Source organism: Roseovarius sp. THAF9, from assembly GCF_009363715.1.
Lineage (GTDB): Bacteria > Pseudomonadota > Alphaproteobacteria > Rhodobacterales > Rhodobacteraceae > Roseovarius.
In genome coordinates, this window is sequence record NZ_CP045404.1 from 1,810,045 (window position 1) to 1,826,994 (window position 16,950).

Annotated in this window: 17 protein-coding genes; 8 read left to right on the forward strand and 9 right to left on the reverse strand. The window is 63.1% G+C overall.

The genetic code is table 11. The features are described from left to right. Positions 1 to 74 precede the first annotated feature (74 nt). Positions 75 to 1,406, forward strand: coding sequence for a phage baseplate assembly protein V (locus FIU86_RS08940; protein WP_152474764.1), 1,332 nt, complete (start codon positions 75 to 77; stop codon positions 1,404 to 1,406). Positions 1,407 to 1,577: 171 nt separating this feature from the next. On the opposite strand, the gene FIU86_RS08945 is transcribed toward FIU86_RS08940, so the two are convergent. Then, on the reverse strand, positions 1,578 to 2,549 hold the full coding sequence (locus tag FIU86_RS08945; protein WP_152474765.1) for a phosphotransferase: 972 nt from the start codon (positions 2,547 to 2,549) through the stop codon (positions 1,578 to 1,580). A 103-nt stretch (positions 2,550 to 2,652) separates the two neighbouring features. Between FIU86_RS08945 and FIU86_RS08950 the strand changes: the two genes are divergently transcribed. Genes FIU86_RS08950 through dxs form a run of 3 tightly spaced genes read left to right on the forward strand, consistent with a single transcriptional unit; the run spans position 2,653 to position 5,729 of the window. After that, complete coding sequence (locus FIU86_RS08950) at positions 2,653 to 2,895, forward strand: exodeoxyribonuclease VII small subunit (RefSeq protein ID WP_103761844.1); 243 nt, start codon at positions 2,653 to 2,655, stop codon at positions 2,893 to 2,895. Then, positions 2,895 to 3,758, forward strand: coding sequence for a polyprenyl synthetase family protein (locus tag FIU86_RS08955; protein WP_152474766.1), 864 nt, complete (start codon positions 2,895 to 2,897; stop codon positions 3,756 to 3,758). Before FIU86_RS08950 ends, FIU86_RS08955 begins: the two co-directional genes overlap by 1 nt. 45 nt (positions 3,759 to 3,803) lie before the next feature. Continuing rightward, the gene (dxs, locus tag FIU86_RS08960) at positions 3,804 to 5,729 is read left to right on the forward strand and encodes a 1-deoxy-D-xylulose-5-phosphate synthase (protein WP_152474767.1); all 1,926 of its coding nucleotides are present in this window, start codon (positions 3,804 to 3,806) and stop codon (positions 5,727 to 5,729) included. Between the two features lie 54 nt (positions 5,730 to 5,783). Here dxs and FIU86_RS08965 read toward each other — a convergent pair whose 3' ends face one another. Then, the gene (locus tag FIU86_RS08965; protein ID WP_152474768.1) at positions 5,784 to 5,969 is read right to left on the reverse strand and encodes a Flp family type IVb pilin; all 186 of its coding nucleotides are present in this window, start codon (positions 5,967 to 5,969) and stop codon (positions 5,784 to 5,786) included. A 64-nt stretch (positions 5,970 to 6,033) separates the two neighbouring features. After that, on the reverse strand, positions 6,034 to 6,225 hold the full coding sequence (locus tag FIU86_RS08970) for a hypothetical protein (RefSeq protein WP_152474769.1): 192 nt from the start codon (positions 6,223 to 6,225) through the stop codon (positions 6,034 to 6,036). A gap of 569 nt (positions 6,226 to 6,794) precedes the next feature. Here FIU86_RS08970 and FIU86_RS08975 point away from each other — a divergent pair. Further along, positions 6,795 to 7,223: a hypothetical protein gene (locus FIU86_RS08975; RefSeq protein ID WP_152474770.1), complete on the forward strand. Its 429-nt coding sequence runs from the start codon at positions 6,795 to 6,797 to the stop codon at positions 7,221 to 7,223. A 35-nt stretch (positions 7,224 to 7,258) separates the two neighbouring features. On the opposite strand, the gene FIU86_RS08980 is transcribed toward FIU86_RS08975, so the two are convergent. Then, positions 7,259 to 8,230 (reverse strand): GlxA family transcriptional regulator, encoded by a 972-nt coding sequence (locus FIU86_RS08980; RefSeq protein ID WP_254703983.1) that lies wholly within the window; start codon positions 8,228 to 8,230, stop codon positions 7,259 to 7,261. Between the two features lie 205 nt (positions 8,231 to 8,435). Between FIU86_RS08980 and FIU86_RS08985 the strand changes: the two genes are divergently transcribed. After that, positions 8,436 to 9,806 carry a class II 3-deoxy-7-phosphoheptulonate synthase gene (locus FIU86_RS08985; protein WP_152474772.1) on the forward strand — a complete coding sequence of 457 codons (1,371 nt, stop codon included), beginning with the start codon at positions 8,436 to 8,438 and terminating at the stop codon, positions 9,804 to 9,806. A 140-nt stretch (positions 9,807 to 9,946) separates the two neighbouring features. Here FIU86_RS08985 and FIU86_RS08990 read toward each other — a convergent pair whose 3' ends face one another. Together FIU86_RS08990 and FIU86_RS08995 are read right to left on the reverse strand one after the other, a co-directional pair. Beyond that, positions 9,947 to 10,063 carry a lipoprotein gene (locus FIU86_RS08990; RefSeq protein ID WP_057789274.1) on the reverse strand — a complete coding sequence of 39 codons (117 nt, stop codon included), beginning with the start codon at positions 10,061 to 10,063 and terminating at the stop codon, positions 9,947 to 9,949. Between the two features lie 28 nt (positions 10,064 to 10,091). Beyond that, a complete protein-coding gene (locus FIU86_RS08995; RefSeq protein ID WP_254704007.1) occupies positions 10,092 to 11,822 on the reverse strand; it encodes an extracellular solute-binding protein in 1,731 nt (576 codons plus the stop codon). A gap of 425 nt (positions 11,823 to 12,247) precedes the next feature. Here FIU86_RS08995 and FIU86_RS09000 point away from each other — a divergent pair, with 425 nt between their 5' ends. Next, on the forward strand, positions 12,248 to 13,021 hold the full coding sequence (locus FIU86_RS09000) for a 3-hydroxybutyrate dehydrogenase (protein ID WP_152474774.1): 774 nt from the start codon (positions 12,248 to 12,250) through the stop codon (positions 13,019 to 13,021). 45 nt (positions 13,022 to 13,066) lie between these two features. Next, on the forward strand, positions 13,067 to 14,110 hold the full coding sequence (locus FIU86_RS09005; RefSeq protein WP_152474775.1) for a patatin-like phospholipase family protein: 1,044 nt from the start codon (positions 13,067 to 13,069) through the stop codon (positions 14,108 to 14,110). Between the two features lie 147 nt (positions 14,111 to 14,257). Here FIU86_RS09005 and FIU86_RS09010 read toward each other — a convergent pair whose 3' ends face one another. The 3 genes from FIU86_RS09010 to FIU86_RS09020 all read right to left on the reverse strand — a co-directional run bounded on the left by FIU86_RS09010 (position 14,258) and on the right by FIU86_RS09020 (position 16,889). After that, positions 14,258 to 15,001 carry a DUF502 domain-containing protein gene (locus FIU86_RS09010; RefSeq protein ID WP_152474776.1) on the reverse strand — a complete coding sequence of 248 codons (744 nt, stop codon included), beginning with the start codon at positions 14,999 to 15,001 and terminating at the stop codon, positions 14,258 to 14,260. Between the two features lie 62 nt (positions 15,002 to 15,063). Then, on the reverse strand, positions 15,064 to 15,999 hold the full coding sequence (locus FIU86_RS09015; protein WP_152474777.1) for a pseudouridine-5'-phosphate glycosidase: 936 nt from the start codon (positions 15,997 to 15,999) through the stop codon (positions 15,064 to 15,066). After that, positions 15,996 to 16,889, reverse strand: coding sequence for a PfkB family carbohydrate kinase (locus FIU86_RS09020; protein WP_152474778.1), 894 nt, complete (start codon positions 16,887 to 16,889; stop codon positions 15,996 to 15,998). Before FIU86_RS09020 ends, FIU86_RS09015 begins: the two co-directional genes overlap by 4 nt. Positions 16,890 to 16,950: the final 61 nt, after the last annotated feature.

A 16,950-nucleotide genomic window follows, 5' to 3' on the forward strand; every position in this document is an offset into this window, starting at 1 on the left:
ACGCGCGGCGCAGCGAAATCCCTTGATGTAATCTGGCCGCCACCTGTTAACCTAGCGTCAACAGGAGAGCCGCCATGCCCCAGTCCGTTTGGTCCCCCAACGCTGATCTTGTCACTTTCGAGGTTCTCGTCGACGGCGCCGCGATCCCCGACCGCTTGCTGGTTCGCACCCTGCGGACCGACCATGCGGTCGAGGCGATCCCCACGGCCACCCTTGTGATTGCCGATGGGGACCCGGCCGAAGAGACGTTCGAGGTCAGCGAAAGCGCCACCTTCGCGCCGGGCAGGCGGATCGAGCTGAAGGCGGGCTATCACGACACGAACAAGACGATCTTCACCGGCGTCATCCTGCGCCACGCGATCAGCGTCGATGAAAGCGGCGAAAACGCCCTCACGCTGACCTGCCATGACCCGGCGTTCAAGCTTACCCGCACCCGCAGCGCCTCCATGTCCTTTGAGAAGACGGACGCTGACGTGATGCAGGACTTGGCCGCCGCGGCAGGCCATTCCGCCGATGTCACCCATACCGGGACCGTCAAAGAGCATCACGCACAAGGGTCTGCCTCCGACTGGGACTACCTGCTGCGTCTGGCGCGCAACAACGGACATATCCTGACAGTAAAAGATGGCACCCTGCGCAGCGCCCCGCCCACGCTTGATGGCGCGGATCTGGAAATCCTATTCGGCGACACCCTCATGGAGGCAGATCTGAATCTGGACGCCACCGCGCAATGGGCGGGCGTCACACTCTCTGCCTGGGACGCGGTCAGCGGCACGGTTCTTACCGCCACCGCCGATGAACCGCAGGCCAGCAAACAGGGCAATATCACCGGCACGAAACTCGCCGACGCGGCCGGGCTGCGTGATTGGACATCCACAGTGACAGAGACGCAGGATCTGGCCCCTCGCGCCACAGCGCTGCTGCAACGGATCCGGCTGTCACGCATCACCGGCACGGTCAAATGCACGGGAAATGCCGGCCTTGGTCCCGACACGGTGATCGCGCTAGCGGGTCTCGGGGCCCGGTTCAACGGCGACGCGTACGTGTCGCGCGTGGTTCACGATCTTTCCGGTGGTGGATGGACCAGCACGGTCACGATCGGCCTGCCGTCCCTGACAGACGCGCCCCGGGCGCACACCGCTTTGTGGCACGGGTTGCAAATCGGCAAGTTGGTCCAAACCCATAGCGACCCGACCGGTTCGTTCCATGTGAAGGTGACCCTGCCGCTGGTCCCCGATAGCGCCGACGGCCTCTGGGTTCGCATTGCCCGACCTTCCGCCACACTTTCCGAGAGCGACGGCCTGTTGCCAGAGGAAGGCGACGAGGTGGTGCTGGGTTTCCTGCACGGTGATGTAAGCGCGGCCATAGTGCTCGGCGTTATGCAACCCGGTGGCGCCACCCCCTGAAGCTGCCACGGCCTGCGGCCCGTTTAGAGCGGTGGACAGTCGGTCTGAACCAAGACCGCGCGGTGAAATAATCTGGGCTTCCGACCCACGGCACCGTCGCGATACCGTAGGAATACCGACGCTTTACCGACGCGGTTTTCGCGCTTTCGCCGCCGTTAACCTTCGAGTCGCCTAGCGCCCGATCCGCTCTAGGTCGGCAAGTAGCGCTTCCGACATTTGCCGCGCCCGCCGCACCCGGCTTTGCGACAGGTTCCGGGTCTCGGCCCGCAACAAAGCCTCCACCGCGATGAAGAAAGGCAGGGTCACTTCCCGCTCTTCCGCCGACAGCCGGAACGCGTCGCAAAAGGCGATAAAGCCCTGCCGGTCCACACCGAGGCAGGTCTCGCCCGACGGGATCATCGCGCGACGGCCCATATGCATCAGGAACCGCGCCATATCCTTGTATATGGGCGCCGGACGCGATCCGCCGCAGTCAATCCCGGTCACCATATTTTCGTTCACGATCAGGTTGTTGGGGTGAAAATCCCCATGCGACACGGCAAACCGCCACTGGCTGTCGTCCATTAGCGGCACCAGGCGCTGTATCTCCTTCAGGATCGGCTTTTCCACCCGTTTCAGCCGGTTGAACGCCTGTGTCTGTGCCGCCCGCTCGGCCCGCTTGGCCCATCCCGCGGGCTGGGCCGCAGCCTCGGTTTCGGTGCATTCCGTATAAGCCCGCAACCACCGCGCCGCAGGCTCCAGATACCGCGCCCGCTCAGCCTCCGGCGCGCCGTAGATCCATTGCAGCAAGGGCGTTCCCTCGATCTCCGACACCGCCAGAAGTCCGGCTTCGGGTGCAAATCCCAGCGGCGCGCAGACCCGCAACTCGCCTTCACGCATCTTTGGCCATATCCGGCACAGCTCGTTCCAGTCCCGTGTGCAGTCCTCGACCCGGTCGAGATAGAGCCGGAACACCGCCCTGTGCCCCCCGATCCGGCCACGCAGCACGACCCGCTTGCCTGCGACCTCGCGGATGAGCTCCGTCACCTGAGCCGTTGAAAACGCGGCATCTTCCGCCGTCGCAGCATCCAGTCGCCGGGCCACGCGGCCGGACAAGTCGGGGTCGGCCACAGGCGCGGCATCGGACGTGGAAAAAGGCTTCATGGCCGGTATCCTTTCCCATGCCTCACAGCGCGTCAACCGAATTGAAGCCCGCGCCGCGCACCGCTATGGTGGCTGTCGAAAACCCATGCAAGAGGCCGCTGAAATGGACGACGACGCGATCAACACCATGTCTTTCGAACAGGCGATGAAGGCGCTTGAGGACGTCGTCACCCGGCTAGAACGCGGCGACGTTCCGCTGGACGAATCCATCGCCCTGTACGAGCAGGGGGCCAAGCTGAAAAAACGCTGCGAAACCAAGCTGAAAGAAGCCGAAGAGAAAGTTGCGGCGATCACGCTCGACGGCGAGGGCACCCCCAAGGGCACCACCCCGGTCGAGGGGCTCTGATGCTTCAGTCCGCGCTCGCGGCGGACGCGACGGCCATCCGAAGCTGCCTCGAGGCGCAAATCACCGGCGATCTGCCTCTGCACGCCGCCATGCGCCACGCGCTCTTCGGTGGCAAGGCCCTGCGCGGCTTTCTGGTGATGGAAACGGCCCGTTTGCATGATGTTAACCCTTCGCGGGCAGTCTTTCCCGCGGCAGGGATCGAGGCGATGCACGCCTACAGCCTGGTGCATGACGATCTGCCCTGCATGGATGATGACGATCTGCGTCGGGGTCAGCCCACGGTGCACGTGAAATGGGACGAAGGCACCGCCGTTCTTGTGGGCGATGCGTTGCAATCGCTGGCGTTCGAGCTTGCGGCTCATCCCGACGGCGCCGCCACGGCGGAGGCCCGCGCCGAGCTTGCGCTGACGCTGGCGCGCGCTGCGGGGCAGGACGGCATGGTCTTGGGGCAGGCCCTTGATATCGCTGCGGAAACAGCGGCGGACCCATTGACGCTGGACCAAATCATCGCGCTGCAGGATGGCAAGACCGGCGCGCTTTTCGGCTGGGCCGCCAGCGCAGGCGCGGTCATGGCCCGCGCCGACATCGCGCCACTCGCCGCTTATGCAAAGGCGCTTGGCCTGGCGTTCCAAATCCAAGACGACGTCATTGACGAGACAGGTGATGCCGCCGCCGTGGGCAAGGCTGTGGGCAAGGACGCCGCCGCCGGCAAGGCCACGTTCGTGTCGCTTCTCGGGCTCGAAGGCGCGCGACGGCGCGCCGCTGCCCTTGTTGACACCGCCTGTGACAGCTTATCTGCTTACGGAGAAGGGGCCGACCGCTTGCGCGACCTGGCCCGCTTCGTTATCTCGCGGCAGAGCTAGTCGCCCGGGTATGGGCCGGCAGCCAAATTCAAGGAGCGGCGACGCGTGACACGCCCCCAGACCCCCTTGCTGGACACGGTATCCAGCCCCGCCGAGCTCAAGCGTTTCTCCGATCAGGAGCTGCGTCAGCTGGCCGACGAACTGCGCACCGAGACCATTTCGGCCGTGTCGGAAACCGGTGGGCATCTGGGCGCGGGCCTCGGTGTGATCGAATTGACCGTCGCGCTGCACCACGTTTTCGACGCGCCGCGGGACAAGATCATCTGGGACGTGAGCCACCAGTGCTATCCGCACAAGATCCTGACCGGTCGCCGTGACCGTATCCGCACCATACGGCAGGAGGGGGGCCTCAGCGGCTTTACCAAGCGCTCTGAAAGCCCCTATGACCCGTTCGGCGCCGCCCACAGCTCTACCTCGATCTCCGCCGCCCTCGGCTTTGCCGCGGCGCGCGACCTTGGCGGCGCAAGTGATACCGGCCATGGCGATGCCATCGCGGTGATCGGCGACGGGGCGATGTCTGCGGGCATGGCCTTTGAGGCGATGAACCACGCGGGCCACCTCAACAAGCGCCTGATCGTGATTCTGAACGACAATGAGATGTCCATCGCACCCCCCGTGGGAGCGCTGTCATCCTATCTGTCGCGCCTCTATGCGGGCGAGCCGTTCCAGGAGTTCAAGGCCGCCGCAAAAGGCGCGGTATCGCTGCTGCCCGAGCCGTTCCAGATGGGCGCGAAGCGGGCCAAGGAGGTGCTCAAGGGCATGGCCGTGGGCGGGACGCTGTTCGAACAACTGGGGTTCAGCTATCTCGGTCCGATCGACGGGCATGACATGGACCAGTTGCTGCCGGTGTTGCGCACGGTCAAGGCGCGGGCGCACGGTCCGATCCTGATCCACATGATCACCAAGAAGGGCAAGGGCTATGCCCCCGCCGAAGGCCGGCGCGACGGGGGACACGCGACCGCGAAATTCGACGTGGTCACGGGCGAGCAGAAGAAATCGCCCTCGAACGCGCCCAGCTATACCAAGGTCTTTGCCGAGGCGCTGCTGAAGCACGCCGCCGAGGATGACCGAATTTGCGGCGTTACCGCCGCCATGCCGGACGGTACCGGGCTGGACCTGCTTGAAAAACGCTACCCGTCGCGCTGCTTCGACGTCGGCATCGCCGAGCAGCACGCCGTCACCTTCTCTGCCGGGCTTGCAGCGGGTGGCATGCGGCCCTTCTGCGCGATCTATTCCACTTTCCTGCAACGCGGGTTCGACCAGGTCGTGCACGATGTCGCCATCCAACGCCTTCCGGTGCGCTTCGCGATTGACCGCGCGGGGCTGGTAGGGGCCGACGGCGCCACCCATGCGGGCAGCTTCGACGTGGCCTATCTTTCGAACCTGCCGGGCTTTACTGTCATGGCCGCCGCCGACGAGGCCGAGCTGGTGCACATGGTTGCGACCGCCGCCGCGCATGATAGCGGGCCTATCGCGTTCCGTTATCCCCGTGGTGAGGGCGAGGGCATCACGATGCCTGAACGTGGCGAGGTGCTGGAGATCGGCAAGGGCCGCATGATCCGCGAAGGCTCTCGCGTGGCGATCCTGTCCTTCGGCACCCGCCTTGGCGAGGTGATGAAGGCCTGCGAGGGGCTGGGCGCGCGGGGTATCACGCCGACCGTGGCCGATGCACGATTCTCAAAGCCTCTGGACACCGACCTGATCGACCGGCTGGCCGCCGAGCACGAAGCGCTGATCACCATCGAGGAGGGCGCCATCGGTGGGTTTGGCAGCCACGTGGCGCACCACCTGGCCGAGCAGGGTGCTTTCGACGAAGGCTTGCGCTTTCGCTCTATGGTCTTGCCGGATGTCTTTATCGACCAGGCAAGCCCCGCGGCCATGTATGCGGTGGCCGGGCTGGATGCGGCGCAGATCGAGGCGAAGGTGCTGGATGTGCTGGGGGTCGGGCAGATCGCGGGGAAACGGGCCTGAACGGCCTGACCGCAATCGACATGTCCGTTTGAGGCCCGCCAAAGCGGGCGCCAGTCATTTGTCTTCTTTGTACTTGAGGGAAATGCCTTGCTCTAGCCCCGACGCCAGATTGTCGACGCCACTCTGGGCGGATTGCAGCGCGCCCAGGCAAAGCCAGGTGATGGCCGCGGCCATCACGACCCAGTCCACGGTCACGGCGCCGTCTTCTTCGGCAATGAATTTCTGAAATGCGGAAAACATGGCAGTGTCTTTCCTAGTTGGTTGCGGGGCCGGCGCCCTTGGCGTTGCCGGCGGAAATTAAGCTTCAGGGGTCAACACCCTCGACCGTCTTGGATTCGACCGATGTCTTGATCGAGTCGGCCAGACCAAAGGTTCCATCCCGGGCCGTGCCGACCGTCAGGCATCCAAGGCAGATCAGGCTGAATCCCAGAACGATCCAGTCAACGCTCACCACGCCGGTGTCGTCGGTCAGAAAGTTTCTCAGGTGGTCCAGCATTCGTCTTCGGGCCCTTGGTCTTGTCTCGGTCTTTCGGTGTTGCCGCGTTTCGAAAGCAGCTTCGGCACGCATTAACGAGGGTGAAGGTGGGTCTGAAATAGGGCGGAAATGTGGCAAATGGGGCAAAAGCGGGACGTTAACCTTTTTCGAGGCCGGATTTATGCCTCGATCTGCAATGTAAAGAATTCAATGAAGGCGTATTTCTAAAACCGTTGAATGGAACGAAACAGTCAGACCGGGTCGGACAACGAAAATGCCCTTTGATTGCCGCATTGCACGAATCAATTTTAACAAATTTTGCGTTGTCCGCGGATATGCTCTATCGGCACGACCAGGCTTACCGCCTTTTTAAAAAAGCCCTTGCGCCGAACGACGCTGTGAAGCACCGCGACGCAAACGCCGAAAATGAGCAGAAATCTGACCACCCGCGCCTCATTTTGACCCAGTTTCGAAGCGCAGCATTCACCGAAGACCTCAAGGGAGGGCGCCAGCCGGCAGGAACTGCGCCCTCTAGGCATTGCAGGTCGATCATGGCAACTTGAACGCGATATCATTTTGGGATTTGAAGCATGTCCAGATATTTCGTCGCCCTTCTTGCCATTGTGACCATGACCTTGGCGGCTCCCTCTGCCGCACAAGAGACACCCGAGTCGATCTTTCGAGACTATGACCACATGCGCAGCATCATGGATGACGGCATGATGAACCAGAAGATCGTCATGGTGATGCGCGCCTTCGGTGCGTCGGACGAAATGACCGCCGAAGAATTACAAAGCTTGGAGGCACGGGTGAAAGCGCTCTTTCCCAAGCCGCTGGATTCGGTCGAAGTCATGAAATCCGAAAAGCTGGGCGATCATTGGACGCGCGAGATGTACGTCTACTATAGCGGGATCGATTATATCTACGCGTTCGTACTGTTTCACACGCGGCCAGAAGCCTTGGTCGCCGTCAACTTCAAGTTTAACACAGATCCCATTGTTTTGCTGAAGGAATTCTGAGGCGCCGCGGTAGAGCGGTACACTCAAGACGCGTGCTAGACCGACAGCCGTGCCGCCTGACTGCCACGCTCACGGTAGGGCGTTGTATTGTAATGCGAGCGGTAGCATTTCGAGAAATGCGATGGCGAGGCAAAGCCACAGGCCAGTGCCACGTTGATCACGGTCATGTCGGTCTGCATCAGGAGGTTGCGGGCCTTTTGCAGGCGCAATTCCATGTAATAGCGCTTGGGGGACCGGTTCAGATAACGGCGGAACAGCCGCTCAAGCTGCCGCGTGGACATGGCCACCTGCTTGGCCAATATCGCGGGGCTTATCGGCTCCTCGATATTGCTCTCCATCATCTGGATGACCTGGCTGAGCTTGGGATGGCGCACGCCAATCCGTGTGGGCACCGACAGGCGCTGCGTGTCCTGGTCGGTGCGGATCGAGGAATAGATCATCTGGTCGGCCACCGCGTTGGCCAACTGCTCGCCATGGTCATCGGCGATGAGTTTCAGCATCAGGTCGATGGACGAGGTGCCACCGGCCGTCGACATGCGGTTTCCGTCGACCACGAAGACGGACTTCGTCAGTTCCACCTCGTCGAATTCCTCGGTAAAGCTGTCGTGATTTTCCCAGTGGATCGTCGCCCGCTTGCCATCCAGCAGCCCGGCCTTGGCCATGATATAGGACGCCGTGCAAAGCCCGCCGATCCGCGGTCCCCGGCGCGCTTCGCGACGCAGCCAGTTCAGCAGTTTCTTCGTTCCCGCGTTCTGGATGTCGGCACCGCCACACAAAAGGACGACGTCCTCGCGGCGCAACTCCTCGAGCCCCATGTCGACCTTGAACCGCGACCCGGCCGAGCAGGAGACGGTTTCCTCGTCGTCGGAGTCGCCCGACATGACCCATTCGTACAGGGTCTCGCCGGCCATACGATTGGCGATACGCAAACAATCAAGCGCCGAGGCAAAGCTCAGCAGCGAGAAGTTCTCCAGCAATACGAAAACGAAACGTTTTGGCCCTGACATGGGGCCAGCGCTTGTTTTGTTCGCTTCCGTGCGCATGTTCTCTACTCCCTGCGCAATGGCCTATCGGATAGCTGTTCCACGAAAACCGGGAGGTTGGCAAGGGCACCAGCGGTCAATTTCCGACATATTCTGTCGAACTCGTATGGCGTCGCCGGGCCTGCTTTAGTATAGACGGGTCTCGACATTCGATGAGCGGAGAAGAACGATGAGCGATTGGCAGAAATCTGACTGGCGCAGCAAGCCGCGGATCCAAATGCCCGATTACACCGATGCAGAGGCGCTGCAAGCGGTGGAGTCGAAGCTGTCCAAATATCCGCCTCTGGTGTTTGCCGGCGAGGCACGGCGCCTGAAGAAAGAGCTCGGCGCAGCATCGCGGGGCGAAGCCTTCCTGTTGCAGGGCGGTGATTGTGCAGAAGCGTTCGATCAGTTCTCGGCCGACGCGATCCGCGACACGTTCAAGGTGATGCTGCAGATGGCGATGGTCCTGACCTATGGTGCCAAGGTGCCGGTGATCAAGGTCGGGCGCATGGCCGGTCAGTTCGCCAAGCCGCGTTCGGCTCCGACCGAGGTGGTCGATGGCATGGAATTGCCCAGCTACCGCGGCGACATCATCAACGAACTGGCCTTTACGCCTGAGGCGCGGATCCCAGACCCCAACAAGATGCTGCAAGCCTATACGCAGGCGGCCGCCACGCTGAATCTGTTGCGGGCGTTCTCGACCGGGGGCTATGCCGACGTGAACCAGGTGCATGCCTGGACGCTGGGCTTTACCGATGGGGAAAAGGCCGAACGCTACCGTGAGATGGCGTCTCGCATTTCCGACACGCTGGATTTCATGCGCGCCGCGGGCGTCGACAGCTCGAGCGCGCACACGCTGCACACCGTGGAGTTCTACACGTCGCACGAAAGCCTGCTTCTGGAATACGAAGAGGCGCTGGCGCGCGTCGACTCGACCTCGGGCAACTGGCTGGCGGGGTCCGGGCACATGCTGTGGATCGGCGACCGCACGCGGCAGCCAGACGGCGCGCATGTTGAATTCCTGCGCGGCGTGCTGAACCCGATCGGCCTGAAATGCGGTCCTACGATGGAAGCGGACGACCTGAAAAAGCTGATGGCGACGCTGAACCCGGAAAACGAGGCCGGGCGTTTGACGCTGATCGCGCGCTTCGGTGCAGGCAAGGCGGGCGAACACCTGCCACGTCTTATCAAGACGGTTCGCGAAGAGGGGGCCAACGTGACCTGGGTCTGTGATCCGATGCATGGCAATACGATCAAGTCGGCCTCGGGCTACAAGACGCGGCCCTTCGACAGCGTGCTGCGCGAGGTACAGGAGTTCTTTGGCGTGCACAGGGCCGAGGGCACCATCCCCGGCGGCGTGCATTTCGAGATGACCGGTCAGGACGTGACCGAATGCACCGGTGGCGTACGGGCGGTGACCGAAGAGGACCTGTCGGACCGTTACCACACGGCCTGCGATCCGCGGCTGAACGCCTCGCAGGCGCTTGAGCTGGCCTTCCTCGTGGCGCAGGAACTGTCGGACCTGCGCGAAAGCCGGGCGGCCCAGAAAGTCGGCTGAAACGACTGAATAGACAGGGAAAAGGCCGACGCAATCGCGTCGGCCTTTTTCGTGGATCACCGTGAATGCGCGCGCAAGAACACGTTCGCCTTCGCGATCGAAGACGTCAAAAGGCTCTGCCTGGCAGCGTTAGCGCCGCGTCAGAACCAGCTTTGCACACCGCGCGATGCGCCGGAAATGTCCCGACCGACACCCTCTATCGTTGCGCAGCCCGACAGGGCCGCGGCGATCAGCGCGAAAACAGCGATTTTCCTCATGATACCTGCTCGATTGTTACTGTCGTTTTTATTGTTCACTTGCCTCGGACCACCAGACCTCGGGGAGGAACCAGACCCCGTCCCCGTAGACCGGCAATCGGTCGGAAGGGTATTTCAAGTGGCTGAGATGCGCAATCCTGCCAACGGCATACTCGTGAATCGGGATGACATAGCGACCTGAAATCAACACTCTGTCCAGCGCCCGCACCGCCGCGACGAAATCTTCGCGGCTGGTGGCGTTCAGCATCGTGTCGATCATCGCCTCGGCGGCGGGGGATTTCATGCCCATCACGTTCCGGCTGCCGGGAATGTCGGCATACTCGGCGCCCCAGTAATAAATCTGCTCGTTGCCGGGGCTGAGCGAGAAGGCGCGGCGAAAGAAGGTGAGATCGAAGTCGAAATTCTGCTCGCGCTCGTTGTACTGCGCGGGATCGGTGGTCTCAACGGTCAGGTCGATGCCGAGACGCTCCAGCGCCTGGGCGTAGATCTCCATGTAGGTCACGGCCTGCTGCAAAAGCCCGTCCTGCCGCAAGAGCACGGTCAGCTTTAATGGCTCGCCCTCGGCGTTGCGCAACTCGCCTTCTTCGACGGTCCACCCAGCTTCGTTCAGTAGGTTCATCGCCTTGCGGATATTGCCACGGTTGCGCTTGGTGCCGTCGCCCTCGGGCACGGTGTAGCCTTCCAAAGCGCCGGGCATAAGCGTATCCGAGTAAGGTTCCAGCAACTCGCGGACGCGTCCCTCGGCGGGGCCGTCGCGCATGCCCAGTTCGGAGCCCGAAAAGTAGGAGGTGATACGCGGCTGCCGCCCGCCGGTCAGCGTGTCGTTGATAAATTCGAAATTGAAGGCGAGGATCAGCGCCTCGCGCACGCGCCAGTCGTCCAGCGGCGCGCGGCGGGTGTTGAACACGAAGCCGGTCATGCCCGAGGGCTTGCCATGCGGGATTTTCGACAAGGTGACATCGCCGGACTGCACGGCGGGAAAGTCGTATTGTGTGGCCCATTTCTCGGCGTTCAACTCGCGCACGTAAGAGATCGCCTGCGCCTTGAACGCCTCTTTCAGAACGGCATCGTCGCCGTAGAATTCGATGCGTATCTCGTCGAAATTGTTGGTGCCGCGCCGGAAAGACAGGTCGTTGCCCCAGTAATCCGGGTTGCGCCGCAGGGTTACGTGACGTCCGACCTCGTAATTCTCGACCACGTAGGGCGCCGAGCCGATGGGCACATCGGCCAGCGCGGCCTCGGAAAAATCCTTGCCCTCCCATTGCGACTTTTTCAGGATCGGGCGCAGGCCGGCAATGAGGGCCAGCTCGCGGTCCTCGGTGTTGAAGGTCAGCCGGACGCTGCGCGGGCCAGTGGCCTCGATCTTTTCGATCTTCTGCCAGAAGCCGCGATAGCGACCGTGCCCTTCGGTGCCGATGGTCTGATACGACCAGATCACGTCGTCGACCGTGACGGGGGTGCCGTCGGAAAACGCGGCCTCTTCGCGCAGGGTGAATTCAACCCACTCACGGTCCGGACCCGTTTCGACCGATTCGGCCAGAAGGCCGTAAAGCGAGAACGGCTCGTCATAGGAGCGGCCCATCAGCGACTCGTGCGTGAGGTGACGCAACTGCCAGGGAGGCTCGCCTTTCTGGACGAATGGATTGAGGCTGTCGAAGCTGCCGACGTTGCCGCTGACCAGCCGGCCACCTTTGGGCGCATCTGGGTTGGCGTAGGGTAGGGACACGAAATCTGGGGGCAGGGCGGGATCGCCGTACATAGCTATGCCATGCGACGGCTCTGCCATGCCGGGCGCGGCCGCAAAGCCGACGCCAAGAATCGCGATTGCGCGCAGCGCGCGGTGGAAAAAATTTGATCCCATTTGGGCAACAATCCTGCTCGGGCCTTGTTTGTCTGAGCATGGAGGTTAAAGGCGGATTTACGTCTTTTCAAACTTTTAGCTTGGATCATCACGGTGAATTGCGTATAACAGTGTCACTGCTCGATAGGTTTCTTGCCTGTATGAAACCTGCCTCAATAACTTAACGCCGGCCTTGTGCCGGCGTTTTTTTTACGCAAACGGCAGTTCCCTGCAACATATCCGCCATGCGTCCCATATGCGCCAGAACCCGTGTATGGCATGTTTTCAACGGCCCACGAAACGCGCTAGGTCTGGCGCGAAAGTTAACGAAAGGGTGCTGCCTCATGTCTCTCGCAGGAAAAACCGCAATCGTCACCGGATCGACCTCGGGAATCGGTCTTGGAATCGCCACTTCGCTGGCCGAGGCCGGAGCGCGTGTCGTGTTAAATGGACGCGCCGCGCGGGACGAGAATTACGACATCGCGGAAAGAATTCGTAAAGACACCGGCGCGGAGGTGGAATTCATCGCCGCGGACATGAGCGACCCGGAGGCCTGCCGGAGGCTGATCGAGGAGGCCGGAGGCTGTGACATCCTGGTGAACAATGCGGGCGTGCAGCACGTGGCGGGCATCCCCGACTTCCCGCTCGAGAAGTGGGACCAAATCATCGCGGTGAACCTAAGCTCGGCCTTTCACACCACCGCCGCCGCGCTGCCGGTGATGCGCGAGCGGGGCTGGGGCCGGGTGATCAACATCGCCAGCGCCCATGGTCTGACCGCGAGCCCGTTCAAATCGGCCTATGTGGCGGCAAAGCACGGGATCGTGGGGTTGACCAAGGTGACGGCGCTTGAGACGGCGGAAGAACCGATCACCTGCAACGCGATCTGCCCCGGCTACGTGATGACGCCGCTTGTGGAAAAGCAGATCCCGGACACGATGGAAAAATACGGCATGGGCCGCGACGAGGTGATCCGCGAGGTGATCCTGGAACGCCAGCCGTCCAAGCAGATGGCTACGGTAGAGCAGATGGGCGGAACGACGGTTTTCCTGTGTTCCTCTTCCGCAGAGCAGATCACCGGCACCACGATCAGTGTCGATGGCGGCTGGACGGCGCTGTGACGGGACGGGCCGAGGGGCCAGCCCCTCGGGCTCCCCGGGATATTTATGGCCAGAAGAAGAGCGGGTGACGTGAGCGGCAAACGGATCAACCTGGCATTGCAGGGCGGGGGCGCTCACGGGGCGTTTACGTGGGGTGTTCTGGACCGGCTGCTGGAGGAGGAAGCGGTTGAAATCGCCGGCATTTCCGGCACATCGGCCGGGGCGCTGAACGGGGCGGCGCTGAAGGCCGGGCTGTTGGCCGGGGGCCGAGACGGCGCGCGCGAGAACCTTGATTGGCTTTGGGCGCAGATGGGCGCGGTGGAGGATTTTCGCCTGCCCGGGTGGATGGCGGGCCGGTTGCCGGGGATCGGCACGTTCAGCGACGTGCTGGAGCTGTCGCCGGTCTATACGCTGGCCGATGCGGCCAGCCGGGCGATCTCGCCCTATGCCTATGGTCCGTTCTACGTGAACCCGTTGCGGCGGGTGGTGGACAGGTTCGCCTATGACAAGGTCTGCAAGATCTGCGAGCCGCAATTCTTTGTCGGCGCCACCAACGTGCATACCGGCAAGATCCGGGTGTTCGAGGGCGATGCGATCACCTCGGACAGCCTGCTGGCCTCGGCCTGCCTGCCGACGCTGTTCCAGGCGGTCGAGATTGATGGCGCGCATTATTGGGACGGGGGATACAGCGGGAATCCTGCGCTTTTTCCGTTATACCGCAAGGAGTTGCCGGACGACATCGTGGTCGTCAACATCAATCCGCTGCTGCGGGAAGAGGTGCCGAAATCGCCGCAGGAGATTCAAAACCGGATCAACGAGATCAGCTTTAACGCCGCGCTTCTGCGGGAGTTGCGGGCGGTTCATTTCGTGCAGGGGCTGATTGATGCCGGTACCATCGCGGAAGGTGCGATGAAACGTGTCAGGGTGCACATGATCGCCGATGACGACCTGATGCGGGAATTGTCGGTGGCCACGAAACTGGTGCCGAGCCCGCTGGTGCTGGACCGGTTGAAACGCGCCGGTATGGCGGCGGCAGAGCGGTTCCTGGAGACGGATTTCGAGGCCGTCGGGACGCGCGATACTGTAGATCTGAAGGCGATGTTCGGCTGAGTCGCCGCCGCATGGTTGACGGTGCCGGACAGGCCAAAAGCGGATGTCGGTATCGCGTCGGTATTTCGGTGGTATCGCAACGGTGCGAAAATCGCGTTCGGCGCGGATCAAGAGACCGGTTGCCGCATTTACCCGCCGGTAACCCTTTCAGTGCTCACTGTCGTGCGGGATCGCCTTGCCGTTCTGCCCCGGATAAACCAGCCCGGCGGAGATCACCAGCTTGGCCGCGTCCTCGATCGACATGTCGAGCTCGATCACGTCGGAGCGCGGAAAGAACAATAGGAAGCCCGAGGTCGGGTTCGGCGTCGTGGGCACGAAGACGCTGAGCAGGTCGCCCGACATCTCGGCCTTTTCGACAACCTCGCCCTTGGCCTGGGTCGAGATGAAGCCGATGGCCCAGATGCCCTTGCGGGGGTACTGGATCAGGCAGGCTTTCTCGAAGCTGCGTTCGGTCTGAGCAAAGACAGTTTCGGCGATCTGCTTGACCCCGGAATAGATCGAGCGGACCACCGGCATCCGGTCGACAAGGCTTTCGCCATAGCGGATGAGCGAGCGGCCGATCAGGCCCTTGGCGATCCAGCCGACAATGAGCGTGAAGAGCAGGAAGACGATCACGCCCACGCCGCGGATGTTGAAGCTGACCCAATCGGCATCGTCGGGGCGGGTGTTGCCCAGAACGAAGCGGTTGATCAGGTATTCCGGCTGATAGGTGTCCGGGACGAAGGGCAGAACGAACCCGTCGACCCAGCCGACCAGCGTCCAAATCAGCCAGATGGTCAGAACGACCGGCGCAATCACCACGATGCCGGTCAGAAAGCTGGCGCGCAGCCCAGCGAACCGTCCGGGTTTCTTGGGCGGCGGCGGGGGGTCTTCGTCGAAAGGGGTGTTCATTGGCGCCTTCGGGGTTCTGTCTGGCGATATCTAGGCGCTAAAAGGGGGCGCTACAACGGATTTCAGCGCCGAGCGCCGCTTTGACGCTCATTGGTGAGGCAGATGGCGATTTTCGCGGCAAGCCGGGCATTGTTGACAACCAGCGCGATATTGGCGTCGAGCGAGCGGCCTTCGGTCAGGGTGTAGATTCGGTCGAGCAGGAATGGCGTGACGGCCTTGCCCGTGATGCCCTTTGCCGTGGCCTCGCGCGTGGCGTTCTCGATGATCGGGGTGATCTCGGTGGCGGGGATCTCGGCCGCGGTCGGGATCGGATTGGCGACAAGCTGTCCCCCTGGCAGGCCGAGCGCGGCACGGCTCAGGTGCGCGCGGGCGATAGCGTGCGCATCGTCGAGGCGCAGGGGGGCGGGCAGGTTCGAGGTAGCGGACCAGAAGGCGGGCAGGCTGTCCTGTCCATAGGCGATGACGGGCACGCCGAGGGTTTCCAGCACTTCCAGCGTCTTGGGCAGATCGAGGATGGCCTTGGCCCCGGCGCAGACCACGGTGACGGGGGTTTGCGCCAGCTCCTGAAGGTCGGCGGAGATGTCGAAGCTTGTTTCCGCGCCGCGATGCACGCCGCCGATGCCGCCCGTGGCGAAGGTTGCGATGCCGGCGGCGTGGGCGGCAATCATGGTGGCGGCGACGGTGGTGGCGCCGGTGCCGCCGGTGGCCAGGCAGACCGCGAGGTCGGCGCGGCTGAGCTTGGCGACGTTCTGCGCTTTGGCGAGGGTTTCAAGCTGGCCTTCGTCGAGGCCGATATGCAGCTGGCCATCCAGCACGGCGATGGTGGCGGGGGTCGCGCCGGCGTCGCGCACCGCATCCTCGACCTGCCACGCCGTTTCCAGGTTCTTTGGATAGGGCATGCCGTGGGTGATGATGGTGCTTTCGAGCGCCACAATGGGGCGCGCCTCGGCGCGGGCGGTGGCGACCTCGGGCGAGAATTGCAGGGGCAGGGTGGTCATGTGGCGATATCCCCGGAAATGTGGGTGGCGGCGGCCTGAAGCGCGTGGTCGAGGGCGGATTCGGGCGTCTCGCCACGGGTCTCGGCGGCGATATGGGCGGCCATGAAGGTGTCGCCGGCGCCGGTGACGCGCGTGACCAGCACAGGTGGTGGTTGGCCGGTCAGAAGGCCGCCCGGATGGGCGTCGGCGGCGGTGTCGGCCCCATTGGTGACGATGGCGCGGGCGGCGCCCCGGTCGCGCAAGGCCTGCGCTGCGCTGGATGCGGAGGCAAAAGCTTGGCCGCAGAGGATGCCGGCCTCCTCAACGTTCACATAAAGGATGCCGCGCCCGGTTTGCAGGAAGGGCAGCAGGCGTTCGGCCTTGCCGGGTGACGCCGGGGCGACGCGCAGGTCGGCGGCGGCAAAGGCGGGGTCGTGGGCGATCTGGCTTAGCAGCGTGGTGGTCAGGTTGCCATCCAGCGCGACGGGCCCGGTATGTGGATCGGCGGCGCTTCCCAATGTGCCGTCTTGCAGCGGTGCGAGAATGCGGTCTCCGGCTGCTTCGAGCGAATGGGCGTCGGCGATGGCTGCGATGAGGCCATTCGCACCTTCGACGGCCATGTATTGATCGGTCGGCAACTCGGACGAGCGCCAGACATGGGATGTGTCGATGCCGCGCGCGGTGCAGAGTGCCAGAAGCTCTTCGCCCGGGGCGTCGCGGCCCACCGCGCTGAGCAGGGCGGGGCGCAAGCCGAAGCGCAAGAGGGTCAGCGCAATGTTGAGCGCCACGCCGCCGGGGCCGCGGGTGATGCGGCCGGGCACGTCCGAGCCCTGGCGCATCGCGCTAGCGGAACGGCCGATGATGTCCCACAGGACCGAGCCGATACAGAGGATGTCGGGCGGAGGCGTCATGCGGTCATTTGCACCGCCGGGAACGGGGAGAGCAAGCGGTTTGCGAGGCACGGTGACGCGG